We start from the raw sequence: 17775 nt of genomic DNA on the forward strand, positions 1-17775 counted from the left end.
CACCCAGTTTCGCAGCGTAGCTGGATTTACATTCAGATCGTCAGCGATCTGCTCCAGGGACTTTCCTTGTTCCTGCACATACTTTACCGCCTCACGTTTAAACGTCTCATTGTAATGTTGTCTCTTCACACTCATGGCGCCGGCACCTCTTCGATTTATTAGATTTATTATCTGCCTGAATCTAAGAGGTGTCCACTTTTTATTCTAAGTCCAAAACCGCGCTTTCCACGAGAACTCTGCGAGCCGATCAAGAGGGAAGCATTCTGGCTTGTCGAAAAAAAATCCCATACATCATCGGACAATATGCCGATAGAAGTATGGGATCTGAAGTCTTCCCTATTTAATTACTCATGAATATAAGAGCAAATATAATCGCTTACTGTTTTCACTTCGAGCTTGAATTTTGCATTGGCGGGAACTGTGAATTCACCTTGGCCGCTGATGGTAATCCATTCGCTGCTGCCTGGAAGCAATACGTTCAGCTCACCAGCTTGGATTTCCATGATTTCTTTAAAATCTGTTCCGAATTCATACTCACCCGGGAGCAAAATGCCGAGTGTTTTTTTTGTGCCATCGGCGAATTGAACGGTGCGGCTAGTCACTTTACCGTCGAAATAAACGTTGGCTTTCGTTAAAACAGTTACATTTTCAAAGCTAGACATGGTGATTGGTTCCCCCTCTAAAATGACTAAGAATAAAGCCAAGCCCACGCGGTGGTGGGCTGTGGCTACTTTTAACTAAGACAATAGAGCTTTCACTCTAGCTGCTACGTTCTCTGGGTAGAATCCATACTCTTTGAGAACCAAATCCCCTGGTGCGGATGCTCCAAATGTAGAGATACCAAGGATGGATCCTTGGTCGCCAACGTAACGCTCCCAGCCAAGTGGGTAAGCCATTTCAACAGCTAGACGCTTCTTCACTTCCGGCAAAATGACGGAGTCTTTATATTCTTTGGACTGTTTCTCGAACAGCTCCAAGCTTGGCAAGCTTACGACACGAACGTTAATGCCTTCGGCTTCAAGAAGCTTTTGCGCCGCGACAGCCAATTGTACTTCGGAGCCTGTTGCCAGAATTTGAGCAACTGGCTTGCCATTAGTAGCATCGGATACAACGTATCCGCCTTTGCTTAGGTTTTCTTTCGCGCCTTGGACTGTTCCTTCAAGGATCGGCAGGTTTTGGCGAGTCAATACGAGTGCAACTGGCCCCTTAGCTTGGGAAATCGCATAACGCCATGCTTCTGATGTTTCGTTACCATCGGCTGGGCGAATAACGGTGATGCCCGGAATGACACGAAGCGCTGGCAATTGTTCAACCGGTTCATGCGTCGGTCCATCTTCACCAACAGCGATGCTGTCATGTGTTAGAACGTAGATCACCGGAAGCTGCATAAGAGCTGCAAGACGAATCGATGCACGCAGATAATCGGAGAATACGAAGAATGTAGCTCCGTATATTTTAACTCCGCCATGCAGAGCCATACCGTTCATCGCTGTACCCATACCGAATTCACGAACACCAAACCATAAATTGCGGCCTGCATAATTGCTGGCACTATAATTGGATTCGCCTTTGATCATAGTGTTGTTCGAGCTTGCCAGATCCGCGGAACCGCCGATCAATTGCGGCAAATTAGGTGCAATCGCGTTGATTGCATTACCGGAAGCAACACGAGTCGCCATAGGCTTGTCTGATGTGCTGTAAACCGGAAGATCTGCGTCCCAGCCTGCTGGCAATTCATTATTCACAGCCGCGCTGAACTGGTTACCTAATTCCGGATATGCTTTGATGTAGTCATTCAACAGGTTGCTCCAAGCTTGTTCAGCTGCAGCGCCTTCTTTTTGAATTTCTGCGTAGTGCGCTCTTACTTCGTCCGGAACTAAGAAGTCCGGCTCTTCCGGCCAGCCGTAAGCTTGCTTCGTCAGCTTCACTTCTTCGCCGCCAAGTGGAGAACCGTGAGGTCCAACGTGTCCGCCTTTGCCGCCTTTGTTCGGGCTGCCGAAACCGATTGTCGTTTTCACTTCAATCAAAGTTGGGCGCGTTGTATCAGCTTTCGCTTCAGCAATTGCTTTGGAAATCGCCGCAAGATCATTTTGCTCTTCTACGCGCAGCACTTGCCAGCCGTAAGCTTCAAAACGCTTCTCAACGTTCTCGGAAAATGCCATATTAAGCTCGCCATCCAACGAGATATCATTGGAATCATAAAGCATAATTAATTTGCCCAATTTAAGGTGAGCTGCCAAGGAAACGGCTTCAGATGAAACGCCCTCCATCATATCGCCATCACCACAGATTGCGTATGTATAGTGATCGATTACAGGGAAATTCTCTTTATTGTAAGTCTCTCTCAGATGAGCTTCCGCCATGGCCATACCAACTGCCATACCAATACCTTGTCCAAGTGGACCCGTCGTTGCGTCAACACCTGCTGTATGACCGTATTCCGGATGTCCTGGCGTTTTGCTTCCCCATTGGCGGAAGTTTTTGATCTCTTCCATTGGCAGATCATATCCGCACAAGTGAAGCAGGCTGTATAGCAGCATGGATCCGTGGCCGGCTGAAAGAACGAAACGGTCGCGATTGACCCATTTAGGATTAGATGGATTGTGCTTCATATGCTGTTTCCACAGCACGTAAGCCATTGGCGCAGCCCCCATGACCATACCTGGGTGACCTGATTTGGCTTTCTCAACGGCGTCAATACCCAACGTACGGATCGTGTCAACTGCTAATTGTTCAATTGTTTTGTTTGTTACTGTCATTCGAAAATTCCCTCCTATATTTCTGTATTTTCGTCAATCAATGACTTGTACATACAAGTGACTTTTCTCGCTTGCATTATTGTACCATTTGCTTTAAGGCTTTGCCACAATAACCCGCTAAAACATCATCCGCTTAAGCAGTCACTAGCAAATAGGCTGCATCCAGAAATGGACACAGCCTAATCTAACCTAATTAAATACTACTGTCTTGTTATTATGCACAATAATTCGATCTTCTACATGCCAAGCTACCGCTCTTGCAAGAACGATCCGTTCAATATGTCGACCGATTCTTTTCAAATCTTCGACGTTATCGCGGTGGCTTACCCTTTGAACGTCCTGCTCAATAATAGGTCCGCCATCGAGTTCATCGGTCACATAATGTGCGGTAGCGCCGATGATTTTCACCCCACGGTTATGCGCTTGCGCATAAGGCTTCCCGCCGACAAAGGCAGGCAAGAAAGAGTGATGGATATTAATAATGCGGTTAGCGTAGTGTTTAATAAAAGAAGGCGAAACGATCTGCATGTAACGAGCTAATACGATCGCATCAACATTGTCTCCAACGACTTCAAGCTGACGACGCTCGGCTTCTGCTTTCGTATCCGCGGTAACCGGAATATGGTGATATGGAATTCCGAAAGGCTCGACGAGCGATTGCATGTCCGGATGGTTACTAATGACCATCGCGATATCTGCGTTAAGATCACCCGCGCGCCAGTGCCAAAGCAGCTCAAGCAAAGCATGATCTTCCTTCGATACGAAGATAGCGATGCGCTTCTTCTGACTGGCTAGAGAAAGACTCCAATCCATGGAGAACTTGTCCGCAACGACAGAGAAATCCTTTCTCAACTGGTCAACTCGACTACCAAGCTCCATTAAATCGAACTCGATCCGGATGAAAAACATACCGCCCTCAGGATCCATTGTATATTGATCGGATTGCACGATATTCGCACCATATTCAAACAAAAATTGCGAAACCGCCGCGACGATTCCTGGTTGATCCGGACAAGAGATCAACATTCTTGCCCTATTCACCATTACGCTCTCCTTGCGCAATGAGTTACTCGTACTTCCCTGTTCCATGTTAATCCCCCTAATAGCTTTAACTTTCTGTAAGAAAGTTTTCTTTTTAGTTTTCTGTAATCGATTTTAAACTTTCTTGAGTATATCTTTACCTGCAAGCCAAACGATCAATCGTTGATTAATCTGTTCCTCGCTGAGGTCAGAGAAGAGATTCTCTTCATGTAGAATATCATACAAACGCTCTAGCGGCTCACGTCCGTCCGCTTTCTTTGCCTTGGCATCATTTTTCAATAATTCCCATGTGTTCAGAACGAAATCACGGAAATGAATTTCTTTTTTGCCTAACAAAAAGTCAATTCGCTCTACATGATCCAAGAATTCGGCGCCAAAACGTCCACTAAGGTTACCGGACAGCAGCGCAATTTCTGCTTCGTACATCGGACGCTGCGTTTTATCTTCTTTACCAATCCAAGGAGTTTCAAGAATCATAGGCAAATGCTGCAGCTTCTCATGATTGGCAACATTATTCATAGCCTCAAAGCCAATCCAACCTGAGCCAAGCGGAGCGTGACGGTCCTTGCTGGCTCCCCGAGGATTTTTACTATCATTCAAGTGAATAACTCCAAGCTTTTCTAGACCGATTACTTTGTCAAAATGATGCAGAACGCCATCAAGGTCGTTCACAATATCATACCCAGCATCATGAATATGGCAAGTGTCCAGACAAACGGATAATTTGTTGTTAAACTCTACTTGTTCCATAATTTCAGCTAGTTCCTCAAAGCTGCGGCCAATCTCCGTCCCTTTGCCAGCCATTGTTTCCAGCGCGATGTTCACATTCGTATCTTTAACTCCTGCAAGTACTTCGTTCAGACCTTCCGCGATTCTGGCAATGCCATACTCCGCATCCTTGTCTGTGTAAGCCCCAGGATGAAGAACGATATTGCGAACGCCAATGTAGTCTGTTCGACGAATTTCTTCCTGAAGGAAACGCACGGCTAACTCAAAGGTATCTTCTTTATAAGAACCTAGATTAATAATGTAGGGAGCATGTACGACGATTTCGTTCATCGCATGCTTCTCCATCACAGCTTTACCTTCTTCGATAAATTGTTCCTCAATCGGTTTACGGCGCGTATTTTGCGGAGCACCTGTGTATATCATAAATGTGGAAGAACCGTATGTGACTGCCTCTTCTGCTGCATTTAACAAGCCTTTATCTGAGAACGAAACGTGCGAGCCAATTTTGGGCATAATGGTTAACTCCTTTGTGTGTGTCTACTACGCAGCTACTTAGGTATGGAAGACCAATGTAGTTGCGTCTACTACCTTCCTATTTTACTAGGATTGTCGCAAGAAATCTAGAAATAAGGTATAATTCTTAAAGATATATTGATGTAGGCTAGTGAGGTGACAAATAAATGGCTAATGATTTTTTCATGTGGTTCATCATTTTCTGGGTATGTGTCCTGCTTTTGTTCATGTCCATTGGCGGATATTTCATGTTTCGAAAGTTCCTAAAGGTGCTGCCTAAGGAAGACGGTAAGTCGAAGCTGGATTGGCAAAATCACTACGTGGACAGCTCGCGGCACTTATGGACGGAAGACTCCAAAACATTTCTCGATCAATTGGTATCACCTGTACCGACAGCCTTTAGAGATATCGCTAAGCATTCCATCGCTGCTCGTATTGGACAGGTTGCTCTGGAGGCGCATGCAAGTGAAGTCACACGTGACCACTGTATTCAAGGTTATATTCTCGCAACACCGCGGCGCGACTATAAGAGCTTGACTAGCTTCCTCGAAAAGCAGCAGATTGACTATAGTGCGCATAAGCATTTACTCCAATAAAATGAAAAAAGCCTTTCCGCTTTTTACGTAAGAGGAAGGCTTTTCCTTCATATGTTTTGAAAGCGCTTACCATTTATAACAAAAAAAACCGGTCTTACTCCACCCTTCGGCTAAATAGACAAGGGCAAGGCAAAATCGGAATAGCACTTATGGGAATCGCTTATAATTTCTATACTTAAGCTGCTCTCCTCCGTCGAAACGCACGTTTTGCAGAGACAAAGTGGAATCGTTGTATGATAAAAACCCGTCTTAAAAATCTGATCTGAATTACCTCTACCTATAATCGAACTACATTGAATACAATACACAATATCCGAATTCATGATATTCCTCCCCTTTGAGTGCTCAAAATGTCGCATGTTGTTACATTCTGTATATATATTGATTATAAGATACGTTTTGTAACATTGCAAGGGGTTGAATTCATTTTCTCATGTATCGATATAGAAATTATGTATTCGCATATTTTAATTCGACATTCATTGGTTTTTATACTAACCTTATGAGAGCAACAAACGAATTAGCACAAGCAGATCGGCTTTATTTCTCCCTCAACATGTCAAATCAACTGTAACAGCTGAAGAAGGTTCTGGCGTGTAGCTTTTAGAAAGCTTTACGTATTCCGTATTCTGTGTGACCGCAAGTTGATTGATGGCATAGAGCATTTCGGAATCAGCATGATCTTCAGATTGAATTACTGCTTTATAGATGTATTCATTTTCGTTATTATTTTCTAATTCTATGCTACCATTAACTCGAAATGATTGACCGAAAATCGTAAATTCAAAACCGTAGGTGACTTGATGGCTGGTTGGTAAGCATAGGGGACTAGCAAATGTGAATTGGGACTTTTCAAGTGCTATAATATCGATTAGTGCATATTTGCTATTAATGAGTTGATTTCGAATTTGAATAATATTCAACTTACCATCCAGTGGTACGATTAATGATAGTTTACTTTTTTTCTCCAACGCCATTGCCTCATCCCTCCTTTTTGTTACATCTTGTATCTAGTCAATGAATCTCTGCTTTGTTATAATAGTTCTCTGGTATATAGCGGGAAAAACAATGGTAATAATGTTAAAGAATAATTAAACAGTGAGGAATGATCACGCTGAAATATGGAGATCGCATTGCCCTTTTACGCGAAAAAAGAGGATTAACGCAAGAAGAACTATCTAATAAAATTGGAATCTCAAGAGCCGCTCTTTCTCATTACGAAACAAATCGACGTGAGCCGGACTACGAAACGATTAACAAGATCGCCAATTTTTTTAATGTTACCGTTGATTATTTACTTGGCCGGACTGACCAGCCACAAACGGTTCTAGATCATGATGTTAGAGAGTTCGTAGAGCATCTCGATTTAACGGATGAGAGCATTTTGAAAAAGTTTTCATTAACCGTGGATGGTCGAATACTGACCCCAGAGGAAGCAAAACGATTCATCGCTTTTGTAAGAGCTGAGCGTTCCTTGGAGTAGATTGATAGGAAGACATCATAACTTGATTCTGAAACTTCTGCTGGTCGATCCCTAACTGCTGAAGAACATGATGAATTTCTACTGAAATCTTTTCTTCTTGTTTCATAAGAAACTCCACTCCCAACGCTCAGCTATTAACTTTAAAAAGAGTTATACTTGTATTAATCACCGTGATACATTATGTATCTACCTCGAGTCACTACTTTCACCCAATATCAATTAAGATTGATTTTCTATTCCTTCACGCCAATATACTTTAAAGTCACTGAAGGAGCCGATTGATTGAATAAATCTCTGAGGACCGAAACATTTTTCGTTCTTAGGTAATAATGGTAGCCGTATGTTTTTCGAAGTGTGTGTGTACCTATGTCGTTTAGTCCAACTTGCTTAGCAGCTTCATTTAAAATACGGTAAACTCGAATTCTTTTGATCGGATTGCCCGTTCGTTGCGATGGAAATAAATAAGCGTCACCATCCATATATTGGATATATTCTTCAATATAAGTTTTAAGCTGTGGAGAAAGTTGAAACGTCTTTGCTTTACCCGTTTTTTCTTCCTTGATGCTGACTACACTTCGATCCTTCACATCGCTCACTTTCAAAGACAATAGATCGCTCAGATGAAGCCCCGAATTAATCCCAATTGTGAAAAGAAGCCAATCCCGAATCGATTGTTCTTTCAAAACGGCCTGTATCTGTTCAATTTTCTCTTGTTCTCTAATAGGTTGAACAACCTGCATGAGTTGCACCTCGCATGATTTTAATCAGTTCCGTTTTTATGTTACAAATTGTATCTCATTACAGCTAGAAAACTCTTATTTTTACTCTATCAATCCCCCTACTTGTATCATGTTACATATTGTATCATAAATTAAAAAAATGATCTATGCCTTTTATAGTTCTCAAAACCTAATTTTTACTGTATAATTCTTAATAAAGAACGATTGCATGAAATAATTCTTCGGAAGGGAGGTTATGTTCAGTGTTTAAAATCGTTAGACTATCTTGTCTGATTTTACTCTTTAGTGCAATCATCTTGCCCGCTTATGCTTCCGCCTCAGGTAATGAATCGGGTAGTTCTCAGAAAAACAGCATTCTTTCTAAGTTTATTTCAATTTTTACGGTTAATAAAGGGAATAGTAATAATAACAATAACAATAGCAACAATCATAATAATAACAACAATAATAACAACAACCATAACAACCATAACAACAATAACAACCACTGGGATGACATCAAATGGGATGATATTGATTGCATAGATTCGTTTGATATTTGGAAAAAGTGGTTTTGCTACTGATGAATACTTACTCCGTTGGCTTCGGCTAACGGAGTTTTTACGTGCTTATGGCAGCTTCTTTTCTAGGACAAACACTGTGATTTCAGGTCGACAATTGAACCGAATCGGGAACAAAGTTGTACCTATTCCACGGTTTGTATAGACGTTGAACTCGCTTCCTTCAAAGGCGTACAAGCCAATAGGGTACTTTTGTCCTAGGTCCGGCGTAAATATACTGCCGTACAATGGAATCCTAATCTGCCCGCCATGGCTGTGACCAGAGAGCTGCAAATCGACATGATTGGCCAACGACGTATCTGCGAAATCTGGCTCATGAGCAAGCAGCAGCACGAAATCGTCCCGCTTTACTCCTTGCAAAGCTAACGGTAGATTCGGTTTACCGTAGAACATTTCATCTATTCCGACCACCTGTATGCGTCCATTCCCACGTTCAATAGATCGTCTCTCGTTGACTAAGACGGTAAAGCCAGATCTCTCTAGTACATCCCTTACTCGATTGGAATCTAGACGCATATCATGATTGCCGAGCACCGCGAATTTACCCATTCCTGCTCGGAGTCGCGATAGGATCGGAATTACCTCATCACTCACTTCACCGAATTTGGAATCAAATAAATCTCCTGTGAAACAGATAATGTCAGGCTCTTGCCGCTGCAGCAAATCAACCACTTTGTTCATCTGCTCCAAACTATAATACTTGCCTATATGTGTATCACTGAATTGGACAATACGCACGCCCTCAAAAGATGCAGGGTAACGACGGTACGAAAGACGAACCGTTGTCGACTGTATCCAGTACCGCTCTCCGAAGATGGCATATAATCCGCTAATTCCCGTTAATATGGCTAAGGATTTAACCGCAAACAGACTTTTTTTGAGAAACGTCCTGCGATTTATGCGAACATTTTTCACTTTATGTTCCCAACCCTCTCCTATTTTTCGAGCCTTTTTTTAATAATTTACGTGTTTTTTGTCGAGGGGACCCAAATGAAACGCTGATACAATTTGTATAATTTTAATATTCTCGGGATTGATTTCACGGAAAAAACGTGCGATAATAAATCAACAGATACACTTTGTATCGCGATAGATGATTTGGAGGGGTCTTTTGTGAATCGGATTAATCAGGTAGATACCGAAGAATTTGATGTGGAGTGGGTCAATCTTATTATGAGCGCACGTAAGATGGGTCTTACGATGGAAGATATCCGCGCATTCCTAAGAAGCCCCTTCCAACCCACGATAAATTCACTTTCAACAGAAAATGATCGTTTTATGTCCTCACAAGGATTCATCAAACAATCTTCATAAAACCAAATAGAACTATTCGTCGTTTGGACGTTTCATTCTCCATTTATTGAAATCCAGAAACTCCCGAAACTGCTGCTTGTCAACCCCAGAAGTCATGGCTTCTTTAATGATCTCATACCATTCCGGATCGAGCTCACGGTCATTATCAGCCATCTCTTCTTGGTCATCAATTAGCCTATCGACTGGCACTTTCAGAACAGCTGCAATTTTCTCAAGAAACTGAATCGAAGGATTCTTCTGAATATCCCGCTCCAAGCTGCTAATATAAGATTTAGCAACCCCTGCACGTTCCGCCAGTTCTGTAAGAGACAGGCCTTTCTCTTTCCTCAATTGTTGAACACGTTTTCCAATCATTTCGGATCTTCCCTTATTATGAAGTGATGTTGCTCTTGTTGATATTATATCAGAATTTCTTCTAACGAACAAATTTGTCTCTTATAAAGAACGAAAAAAGCCCCAAAAGGGGGCTATTTTGAATTTGTCACGAATATCGTCTTCTTAAATAAACGATAATTCTAAGAAATATCAGCGCTGCCAGTGAATCCAGCAGTACATCCTGGACTAATGCGGACCTTCCCGGCACGTAGGCCTGATGCCATTCATCTAGAACGGCCATAAAGGTTGTGCAAACCCAAGCGAACCAGAGCGATTGCCTTCTAAGTGCGATATAGAAAAAGATACTTTGCAAGCCAAACATAAGTACATGGGCGGATTTGCGAATAATCGCATTGATTACATAGGCATTATGTTCATTCATACCTGTAATCTGCTGGATTTGTTCTTTGGTATTCTCGCCGGTAAAGGTCTGAAGAGCGGTGAAAATAAATATGGCTCCTATGAACACACTTAATAGAAACCACCAGAACAACGGTTTCATGCTATTTAATTTTATCATTGTTCCACTTCATAAACTCTATTAAAATTTTAAATTCATGAATCCGTTCCTTATCAATGCCTGACTGCTTCAAATCAGAAATAAAATCCATCCACTCTTGATCAAGCTGTTGGCTTGTTTCCGCATCAGCGGCAATTTTTAATAGCGTTTTCAAGTCTACTTTGAGAACCAATGCTATTTTTTCCATGACATGAATAGAGGGGTTCTGTTTTAGATTCCTTTCAATGTTACTTAAATAAGACTTGGAAATACCGGTCCGCTCTGAGAGCTCGGACAACGTATACCCCCTTTGCTTGCGGATACTTGAAATGTTTTGACCGATCATGGTTATCATCACTCCACAGTGACACTTTTGGGTAGATTTACTTGTTCGAAGTTCGCTTTAACCAGGGTATCCTTCGCCCCCTGATTTCCGATATAACGGGCATTTCCGCACATGATTAGTTCCTCCTAATATAGGGATCTTTGAGCGGAGCTCAAAGTCTCTCCGCTATTTAAATAATTACCTTGAATGGCATTGTTTGCATAATCGTTTTCTTGATACAAGTGATCACCTTCTGTTGTTCATCTTCCAATAATTGTGAACCCGAGGGCAAGCATAGTCCTGTTTGAAACAATCGTTCCGACACACTCTCGTTGTTGCTATGCGGATAGTACCGAGCCCCTTCAAAAAGCGGCTGCAGATGAAGCGGTTTCCAGACTGGACGGGCTTCGATGTTTAGTTCTGTCAATGCTTGTAACACTTCCTGAGCGGTTACCCCAGCTTCTTTCTTCTCTATCGTTAATACGGTGAGCCACCGATTCGAGCGCGTGTTAGCTAATTCCGGCATGAATTGAACCCCTGGCAAATGGGACAAGCCTTCATCATAACGGTTAAATACCGCTCTTCTGGCATTGACTCGCTCTTCCAACACCTCAAGCTGTGCTCTGCCTATTCCAGCTAATACATTGCTCATTCGATAATTGAATCCCAATTGGCTATGCTGGTAATGGACGGCATGATCCCGTGCTTGCGTAGCTAAGAAACGAGCTTGCTTTAATCCCTCTACATCATCGGAAACCAGCATTCCTCCGCCTGAGGTGGATATAATCTTATTCCCATTGAATGAATAAACGCCATATTTTCCGAAAGTCCCACTTGCTCTTCCTTTGTACATAGAACCCAGTGATTCTGCTGCGTCCTCAATAATGGGAACATCATAGGATTCACATAACGACATGATTTCGTCCATTTTTGCACTTTGGCCATAGAGATTGACAACAATAACGGCTTTAGGCAATTTACCCTCTAGAGCAGCATCCTGCAAAGCGATTTCCAATGCCCTAGGTGACATGTTCCATGTCTCGGGTTCAGAATCAATAAATACCGGCCTCGCTCCACAATAAACAATCGGATTTGCGCTAGCGACGAAGGTAAGACTTGAGCAGAAAACGCTGTCCCCTTCTTTGACCCCGATCAGTCGCAATGCCAGATGGATTGCCGCGGTCCCTGAACTAACTGCTGTAGCCGCATTTGACCCGACATGAGAGGCAAGCTCTTTCTCAAATGCATCCACATGCGGGCCCAGAGGGGCGATCCAATTCGTATCAAAAGCATCCTGGATATAGCTCATTTCATTCCCGCTCATGTGTGGAGGGGAAAGATAAATTTTTTTGTTATGAGTAGTCATACGGCGCCTTCACAGCCTTCCTAAAGGTTAATAGAACACAAATAGCGCCATTCGGCGCCTCTAAGATAATCTCACTCGCCAAGCTTCTAGGATGGGCGCTTTTATCAACTATGCAAACATGGCTCTTGCAATTAATCTCGCAGGAGTTCCAACAGCTGTGCTATAAGCGGGGATATCACTGATAACCGTAGCTCCAGCTCCTATGACCGCCCACTCGCCTACCTTTTTCCCGGGGATGATAGTCGCTCCCGCACCTATCATAGCTCCTTCTTCCGTGATTACAGATCCCGTAAGCGTAGCTTTCGGCGCAACGTGGGTATAATCCCCAAGTTGATTATCGTGCTCAACGATTGCCCCTGAATTAATGATGACATGATCGCCTATCACTGCGTCGGCATTGACTATCGCACCCGCCATGATAACCGTTCCATCCCCTATATAAGCACTCGTGCTAATAACAGCTGTATCATGTATGAGCGAAATATACGTTTCCTTGGATAAGCCAAGCTTCGATACAATCAATTTTCGAACTTCGTTATTCCCTATCGCGATAACAAATTTAAAATGATTCATTCGGTTCAATAAAAGGTGTGCAGAAGAAATCGGCCCTATGTATACGTCATTGATTACAGTAAGTTCATCGTACTTATCGTCCAGAATGGCTATGATCTTGTAGTCACTCTTAGAACGAATTATCTCCCTTATCACTTTACTGTGACCGCCTTCACCAATAACAACAAGATCCATCATGCCTCACCTCTTTTCATGAGAGATTTGAGCCGGAAAATTTCTCCATGGTCACATGATTTCCGTGACTGATCCCATCCGACCTTACGACTTTGACAAAGGTTAATGCTAGAATTTTCACATCCAATAGGAAGCTTTGATTTTCCACATACCAGACATCCAGCTTAAATTTATCTTCCCACGAGATTTTATTCCTGCCATTGACTTGAGCCCATCCGGTAATTCCGGGTCGAACTTGATGTCGTTTCGCCTGTTCTTCGGTGTATAAGGGCAGATAATCCATCAACAGAGGCCTTGGCCCAACTAAACTTAAATCTCCCTGGATGACATTAACCAATTGCAACAATTCATCTAAACTGTATTTTCTAAGAAACATGCCAAATGGGGTTAATCGGATCGAATCAGGCAATAAATTGCCCTCATGATCCCTTGCTTCCGTCATGGTCCTGAATTTATAAAGATTAATTGGTTTCCCGTGTAATCCCGGTCTTTGCTGCTTAAATATGACCGGAGATCCCAACTTTAACCTAACCAATACAGCAACGATCCCGATAATCGGAAGAAAGATTACGAATAATGGAATGGATACCAACAAGTCACAAAATCGCTTCATGAATGATCTACTCCTATTGATTTGGGCTGAAATATTTGGATTTGATACGGTCAAGCTTCCATAATAGATAATTCATCTTCTTAAAAGAATGACCATCTACGGCAATTAGCCATTGATTATCATTTATCTGAAGCTGGTCGATATGGTGCATCCCATCTTTTCTCCAATCATTCTCTTTATCGGAGCCTTTTAATATACAGGAAACTTCTTCTTCCTCGTATTCAATCTCTGAGAGTTGATTGACTTTGAAGATACGGACTGAATCTCCATAATGTGGATAATTAGCTTGTGTATATCTATATATGTTTCCATTTGCAACGACTAGTCTTCCTCCTGGTCTGCTAATCATCTTGTTATTTGACAGGATCGGACTTTGAGGATGTTCGCGCCAAGATCCCATTAATTGATCGGAGTAAAAAAGATGAAAATTCCCTTCATCCGTACCTGCAAATATCCACCATTTCCCATCCACATGTACAATAGAGGGATCTAAATACCTACCGCTGAACAACTCACACTCCACTTCCCATTCATAGGGGAAATTTCGTGATTTATATAAGAGGACACCATTTGCTTCCGCTGTCTCCGGTAACATATAGTATTCATTCTCATAGGCAAACACTTGGGGATAGGATAAATGGTAATTTTCGCGAAGCACTAGACGTTGATAATTCCACTCGGATCCATCGGAACTCGAAGCTAAACCTATTTCTCCTCGACCCGAAGCCTTATTTAGAACCTCGAAGAACAGATAGAATGTTGCATCATGTTGGATAATAAATGGATCAGCGACAAACTCTGCCGAAACGTCTGTTACATCTGCAGCACGTAAAGAGGGAGTGTCCAATTTGCTGCTTGGAGGAGCTTCAGATACAAAGTCATCCGTGATGAACACGGTAATCGACCAGTTGGATACAATAATCCCTTTCAGAAATAGCGAATAACCATTTTTTAATCTTCTAAATATTTTAAGGCTAATTGTAGGAACGATAAATAATTTCTTAAGCTCCACAATCCCCCCTACTAGGAGGGTATGAATGATATGATGATGATGATGCAAGCTATCTGAAATATTCATGTCGTCCTCAACACTTCTTCCTCTTCGATATAACCGCACGGATTATTGGATTGCCATCTCCAGGCATCCCGGCACATCTCCTCAATGCCTTTCTCAGCGATCCATCCCAGCTCCCGTTCAGCCTTAGTCGGGTCCGAATAACAAATCCCTATGTCACCAGGTCTTCGATCCGTCATCTTATATGGAATGCGTCTGCCCGTTACTCTTTCGAAAGCAGAGACCATTTCGATAACGCTATACCCTCGTCCTGTCCCAAGGTTGTAAGCTTCCACACCTGTAGTTACCATCACCTTCTCCAGCGCCTTCAAGTGTCCGCGCGCTAGATCCTCCACATGGATATAGTCCCTTACACCTGTACCATCCAAGGTCGGGTAGTCATTCCCATAAATCTGCAGTTCCTTTAACCCCCCTACCGCCACCTGCGTGATAAAAGGCATCAGATTATTCGGGATGCCGTTTGGATCCTCGCCTAATCTTCCGCTGCTATGGGCACCAACAGGGTTAAAATAGCGCAGGATCGCGATGCTCCAATAGGGATCGGAAACGTACACATCCTGCATGATTTCTTCAATTATTAGCTTCGTGCGCCCATAGGCGTTCGTTGCACCAAGAGGAGAATTCTCCGAGATCGGTACGGATTCCGACATGCCGTATACAGTAGCGGATGAGCTGAATATCATTCTTTTTACTGCATACTCCTGCATAAGTTCGCAAAGCACAAGCGTCCCCGTGATATTATTATGGTAGTAGCGAAGCGGTAAACGAACGGATTCACCTACTGCTTTAAGCCCAGCGAAGTGAACCACGGCTTCAATTTTATTTTGCTTAAAGACGTCTTCAAGACTCTGCCGATCTAATAGATCAATCTGATAGAATTTGAAATCTTTTCCCGTTACTTCGTTTACTCGCTTTAAGGATTCCGAACTGCTGTTGCAAAGGTTATCCACAACGACTATTTCATATCCAGCATTCAATAACTCCACGCAGGTGTGACTGCCAACATATCCGGCTCCACCCGTTACGAGAACTGCCATTATTTGACCCCCAAACTGTTTATCAGAATTTCAAGTAATCACTTGTATAAAAAATGTGTAAAGTAACCACGTTCTCATAGTAAAAATAAATCAGATAAAAGCCTAGAATCGCGTAGTATATAAATTTCTGTTGTCTTTTCACGAATAAACTGATAACCCATGACATGAGAATGACATTGTATAATCCAAAATAAATGGTAAATCTTGCAAATATCCAATTTTGTGTAGCGACGGCCATGACAATAAAATTCAGTAACGACATGTTTACGACGTAGTCACCATGGGGGAATATCTCCCTCAGTTTGTTTCTTCCCAGATAAGCAAATATCAATGGAACTGCCCCAACAGCTACCCTAATGACGTTAGCTCCGCCTTCTTGAAATTCCTTATATTCGCTATAGTGTGTATCCGCGATAGCTGCGAAAATGGCATCTGAAAGTACGTTGTATCCCAGAATCAACATAACCGCCAGAAATAGGAGAACAAAAGTGGATGTGGTCCATGCTTTCCTTCTCACAATAAAATAAATAGGAATAAGGATTAGGGCGCTCTCATGAAACGTAGAGGCGAAAGCGACCACGAGAAAATACTTCCGCCAGCTTCCAGCAAACAAATATTTGGTAGCAGCGAATATAATGGCTGAAGCTAAAAATTGCCTGACTCCATTCATGGATACAATGTAAAGTCCAGAAGTTATGTAAATATAAATGCTCACTTCAAACAATCTAGAATACTTATATAACACATAGACGATAAGAATATTCGTCACTAACGCAGTTATAAATATTAACAACTGGGGATCCTGGGTGAATGATTTCAATATCATTTGCAAGATTCCGAAGCCAATATCCTTCTCAGCTTTTACTTCTTCCCAAGTAAAATCACTTAACGTGTAGGAATACATATAAAAGAAGGTATCTCCAATGTTATTGCGGAGTCCTGCTATCATGACGAATGTTGCCATTACGATTGCAGTCAACCATTTATTGGGCTTATACCATATAGGCCCACCGCCGATAGTCACTGGTGTGGCCAAATGCCTTGAAAAGAAAGATGCGATATAGACGACAACCAGATTAACCCACAGTATGGCCATATTTGATTTCCTTTCGAGTCCTTAAGAGATTCTTGTTTTTCTAATCACATACCAATAGAGCATGAGTCCAAGTGGAATAGCGAGAAAAGTGAGGAGCTTGGCAGGTGTTTCCTGCATAAACCTACGATTACCTGATGTCATACTGCTGGATACATAGTGGATCGATTGCCTGAATTTAAAGAGTAAGCTGGCAAAGGGCAGTTTCATAAGCTCCTTACGGTAAAAGGCAAAGCCGTTGGGGTTCTTGCGGTATTGTTTAAGCATGTTCATCGAGGAACCATCCGGTAAATATTCCACGCAGCAAAGCACTTCATTCATGAGCAGCATTTCATACTGCTGATCCAGCATATAGTACTTATAAGCTAAACCAACATACTTTTCATTTTTGAATATAGGATAAGGATACTGTCTGGTTAATGCAGTTCGATAAACTAGCTTCTTATCACCTGTCACACGATGTTTACTATACAACTCAAAAAGTGTGGAGCTCGTGAGATCTTCCGGCAACGTTGAGCCAATGATCCGGCCATCTGTAAAAGCGTCAAGACCAATGATGCCACTCACATGTTCGCTGCCGTGCAACTCCCAAAAGGAGTTTATTTGTTCCACGGCGCCATCCGGCATAAAGTCGTCAGAGTCAATACATACATTCAACTCCGTATCAATTAGCTTGTAAGCTGTATTATGAGCTCCATGCATACCCTGATTGTCCTGCCGATGATAACGGATATCGATCTCATCCTCTGCCATCCAGCTCGCTACCAATTCACTCGTATTATCTGTAGAGCCATCATCTATAATTAACCAAATAAAATTTCTGGAAGTTTGACGTTTCAGACTCTCATAACAAACGTGAAGACAATATGCTCTGTTATAAGTCGGTGTAAATACAGTAAGCTTCTTCATC

Annotated in this window: 22 protein-coding genes; 4 read left to right on the plus strand and 18 right to left on the minus strand. The window is 42.4% G+C overall.

Features of this window, described 5'->3' with window-relative positions:
- The 5 genes from AC58U0_RS00005 to AC58U0_RS00025 all read right to left on the minus strand — a co-directional run.
- Positions 1-135 (minus strand): transposase (locus AC58U0_RS00005; RefSeq protein ID WP_497377660.1); only part of this gene is annotated, 135 nt, incomplete at its 3' end.
- 209 nt (positions 136-344) lie between these two features.
- Positions 345-662 (minus strand): pyrimidine/purine nucleoside phosphorylase, encoded by a 318-nt coding sequence (gene ppnP / locus AC58U0_RS00010; protein WP_497376975.1) that lies wholly within the window; start codon positions 660-662, stop codon positions 345-347.
- A gap of 75 nt (positions 663-737) precedes the next feature.
- On the minus strand, positions 738-2759 hold the full coding sequence (tkt, locus tag AC58U0_RS00015; protein WP_497376976.1) for a transketolase: 2022 nt from the start codon (positions 2757-2759) through the stop codon (positions 738-740).
- A 189-nt stretch (positions 2760-2948) separates the two neighbouring features.
- Positions 2949-3848: a formyltetrahydrofolate deformylase gene (gene purU / locus AC58U0_RS00020; RefSeq protein ID WP_497376977.1), complete on the minus strand. Its 900-nt coding sequence runs from the start codon at positions 3846-3848 to the stop codon at positions 2949-2951.
- Between the two features lie 66 nt (positions 3849-3914).
- On the minus strand, positions 3915-5042 hold the full coding sequence (locus AC58U0_RS00025) for a deoxyribonuclease IV (protein WP_497376978.1): 1128 nt from the start codon (positions 5040-5042) through the stop codon (positions 3915-3917).
- A 167-nt stretch (positions 5043-5209) separates the two neighbouring features.
- Between AC58U0_RS00025 and AC58U0_RS00030 the strand changes: the two genes are divergently transcribed.
- Positions 5210-5638: a DUF2621 domain-containing protein gene (locus AC58U0_RS00030; RefSeq protein ID WP_057305039.1), complete on the plus strand. Its 429-nt coding sequence runs from the start codon at positions 5210-5212 to the stop codon at positions 5636-5638.
- Between the two features lie 551 nt (positions 5639-6189).
- Here AC58U0_RS00030 and AC58U0_RS00035 read toward each other — a convergent pair.
- Positions 6190-6615: a hypothetical protein gene (locus AC58U0_RS00035; protein WP_497376979.1), complete on the minus strand. Its 426-nt coding sequence runs from the start codon at positions 6613-6615 to the stop codon at positions 6190-6192.
- 137 nt (positions 6616-6752) lie between these two features.
- Here AC58U0_RS00035 and AC58U0_RS00040 point away from each other — a divergent pair, with 137 nt between their 5' ends.
- On the plus strand, positions 6753-7121 hold the full coding sequence (locus AC58U0_RS00040; protein WP_200957449.1) for a helix-turn-helix domain-containing protein: 369 nt from the start codon (positions 6753-6755) through the stop codon (positions 7119-7121).
- A 233-nt stretch (positions 7122-7354) separates the two neighbouring features.
- Here AC58U0_RS00040 and AC58U0_RS00045 read toward each other — a convergent pair whose 3' ends face one another.
- On the minus strand, positions 7355-7861 hold the full coding sequence (locus tag AC58U0_RS00045) for a tyrosine-type recombinase/integrase (RefSeq protein ID WP_261302557.1): 507 nt from the start codon (positions 7859-7861) through the stop codon (positions 7355-7357).
- 242 nt (positions 7862-8103) lie between these two features.
- Here AC58U0_RS00045 and AC58U0_RS00050 point away from each other — a divergent pair, with 242 nt between their 5' ends.
- Positions 8104-8424, plus strand: a complete 321-nt coding sequence (locus AC58U0_RS00050) for a hypothetical protein (protein ID WP_497376980.1) — start codon at positions 8104-8106, stop codon at positions 8422-8424.
- A gap of 45 nt (positions 8425-8469) precedes the next feature.
- Here the strand turns inward: AC58U0_RS00050 and AC58U0_RS00055 are convergent, their stop codons facing one another.
- Positions 8470-9336 carry a metallophosphoesterase gene (locus AC58U0_RS00055; RefSeq protein ID WP_497376981.1) on the minus strand — a complete coding sequence of 289 codons (867 nt, stop codon included), beginning with the start codon at positions 9334-9336 and terminating at the stop codon, positions 8470-8472.
- A gap of 198 nt (positions 9337-9534) precedes the next feature.
- On the opposite strand from AC58U0_RS00055, the gene AC58U0_RS00060 reads away from it, so the two are divergent.
- Complete coding sequence (locus AC58U0_RS00060) at positions 9535-9735, plus strand: anti-repressor SinI family protein (RefSeq protein ID WP_497376982.1); 201 nt, start codon at positions 9535-9537, stop codon at positions 9733-9735.
- 12 nt (positions 9736-9747) lie between these two features.
- Here the strand turns inward: AC58U0_RS00060 and AC58U0_RS00065 are convergent, their stop codons facing one another.
- From AC58U0_RS00065 to AC58U0_RS00110, 10 genes are all read right to left on the minus strand, one after another.
- The gene (locus AC58U0_RS00065; RefSeq protein WP_497376983.1) at positions 9748-10089 is read right to left on the minus strand and encodes a helix-turn-helix domain-containing protein; all 342 of its coding nucleotides are present in this window, start codon (positions 10087-10089) and stop codon (positions 9748-9750) included.
- A gap of 127 nt (positions 10090-10216) precedes the next feature.
- Entirely contained in the window at positions 10217-10630 is a 414-nt protein-coding gene (locus AC58U0_RS00070; RefSeq protein ID WP_497376984.1) for a VanZ family protein, read from the minus strand.
- Positions 10614-10955, minus strand: coding sequence for a helix-turn-helix domain-containing protein (locus tag AC58U0_RS00075; RefSeq protein WP_497376985.1), 342 nt, complete (start codon positions 10953-10955; stop codon positions 10614-10616). The genes AC58U0_RS00070 and AC58U0_RS00075 overlap by 17 nt, the downstream gene beginning before the upstream one ends.
- A gap of 169 nt (positions 10956-11124) precedes the next feature.
- A complete protein-coding gene (locus AC58U0_RS00080) occupies positions 11125-12300 on the minus strand; it encodes a DegT/DnrJ/EryC1/StrS family aminotransferase (RefSeq protein WP_497376986.1) in 1176 nt (391 codons plus the stop codon).
- 108 nt (positions 12301-12408) lie between these two features.
- Positions 12409-13047, minus strand: a complete 639-nt coding sequence (locus AC58U0_RS00085) for an acetyltransferase (RefSeq protein ID WP_497377661.1) — start codon at positions 13045-13047, stop codon at positions 12409-12411.
- Between the two features lie 16 nt (positions 13048-13063).
- On the minus strand, positions 13064-13660 hold the full coding sequence (locus AC58U0_RS00090) for a sugar transferase (RefSeq protein WP_497376987.1): 597 nt from the start codon (positions 13658-13660) through the stop codon (positions 13064-13066).
- Positions 13661-13673: 13 nt separating this feature from the next.
- Positions 13674-14738 (minus strand): glucosamine inositolphosphorylceramide transferase family protein, encoded by a 1065-nt coding sequence (locus AC58U0_RS00095; RefSeq protein ID WP_497376988.1) that lies wholly within the window; start codon positions 14736-14738, stop codon positions 13674-13676.
- On the minus strand, positions 14735-15772 hold the full coding sequence (gene galE / locus AC58U0_RS00100; RefSeq protein ID WP_497376989.1) for a UDP-glucose 4-epimerase GalE: 1038 nt from the start codon (positions 15770-15772) through the stop codon (positions 14735-14737). The genes AC58U0_RS00095 and galE overlap by 4 nt, the downstream gene beginning before the upstream one ends.
- Positions 15773-15794: 22 nt before the next feature.
- Positions 15795-16868, minus strand: coding sequence for an EpsG family protein (locus AC58U0_RS00105; protein ID WP_497376990.1), 1074 nt, complete (start codon positions 16866-16868; stop codon positions 15795-15797).
- Positions 16869-16889: 21 nt separating this feature from the next.
- Positions 16890-17774, minus strand: a complete 885-nt coding sequence (locus AC58U0_RS00110; protein ID WP_497377662.1) for a glycosyltransferase family 2 protein — start codon at positions 17772-17774, stop codon at positions 16890-16892.
- Position 17775: the final 1 nt, after the last annotated feature.

The organism is Paenibacillus sp. J31P190, from assembly GCF_059692075.1.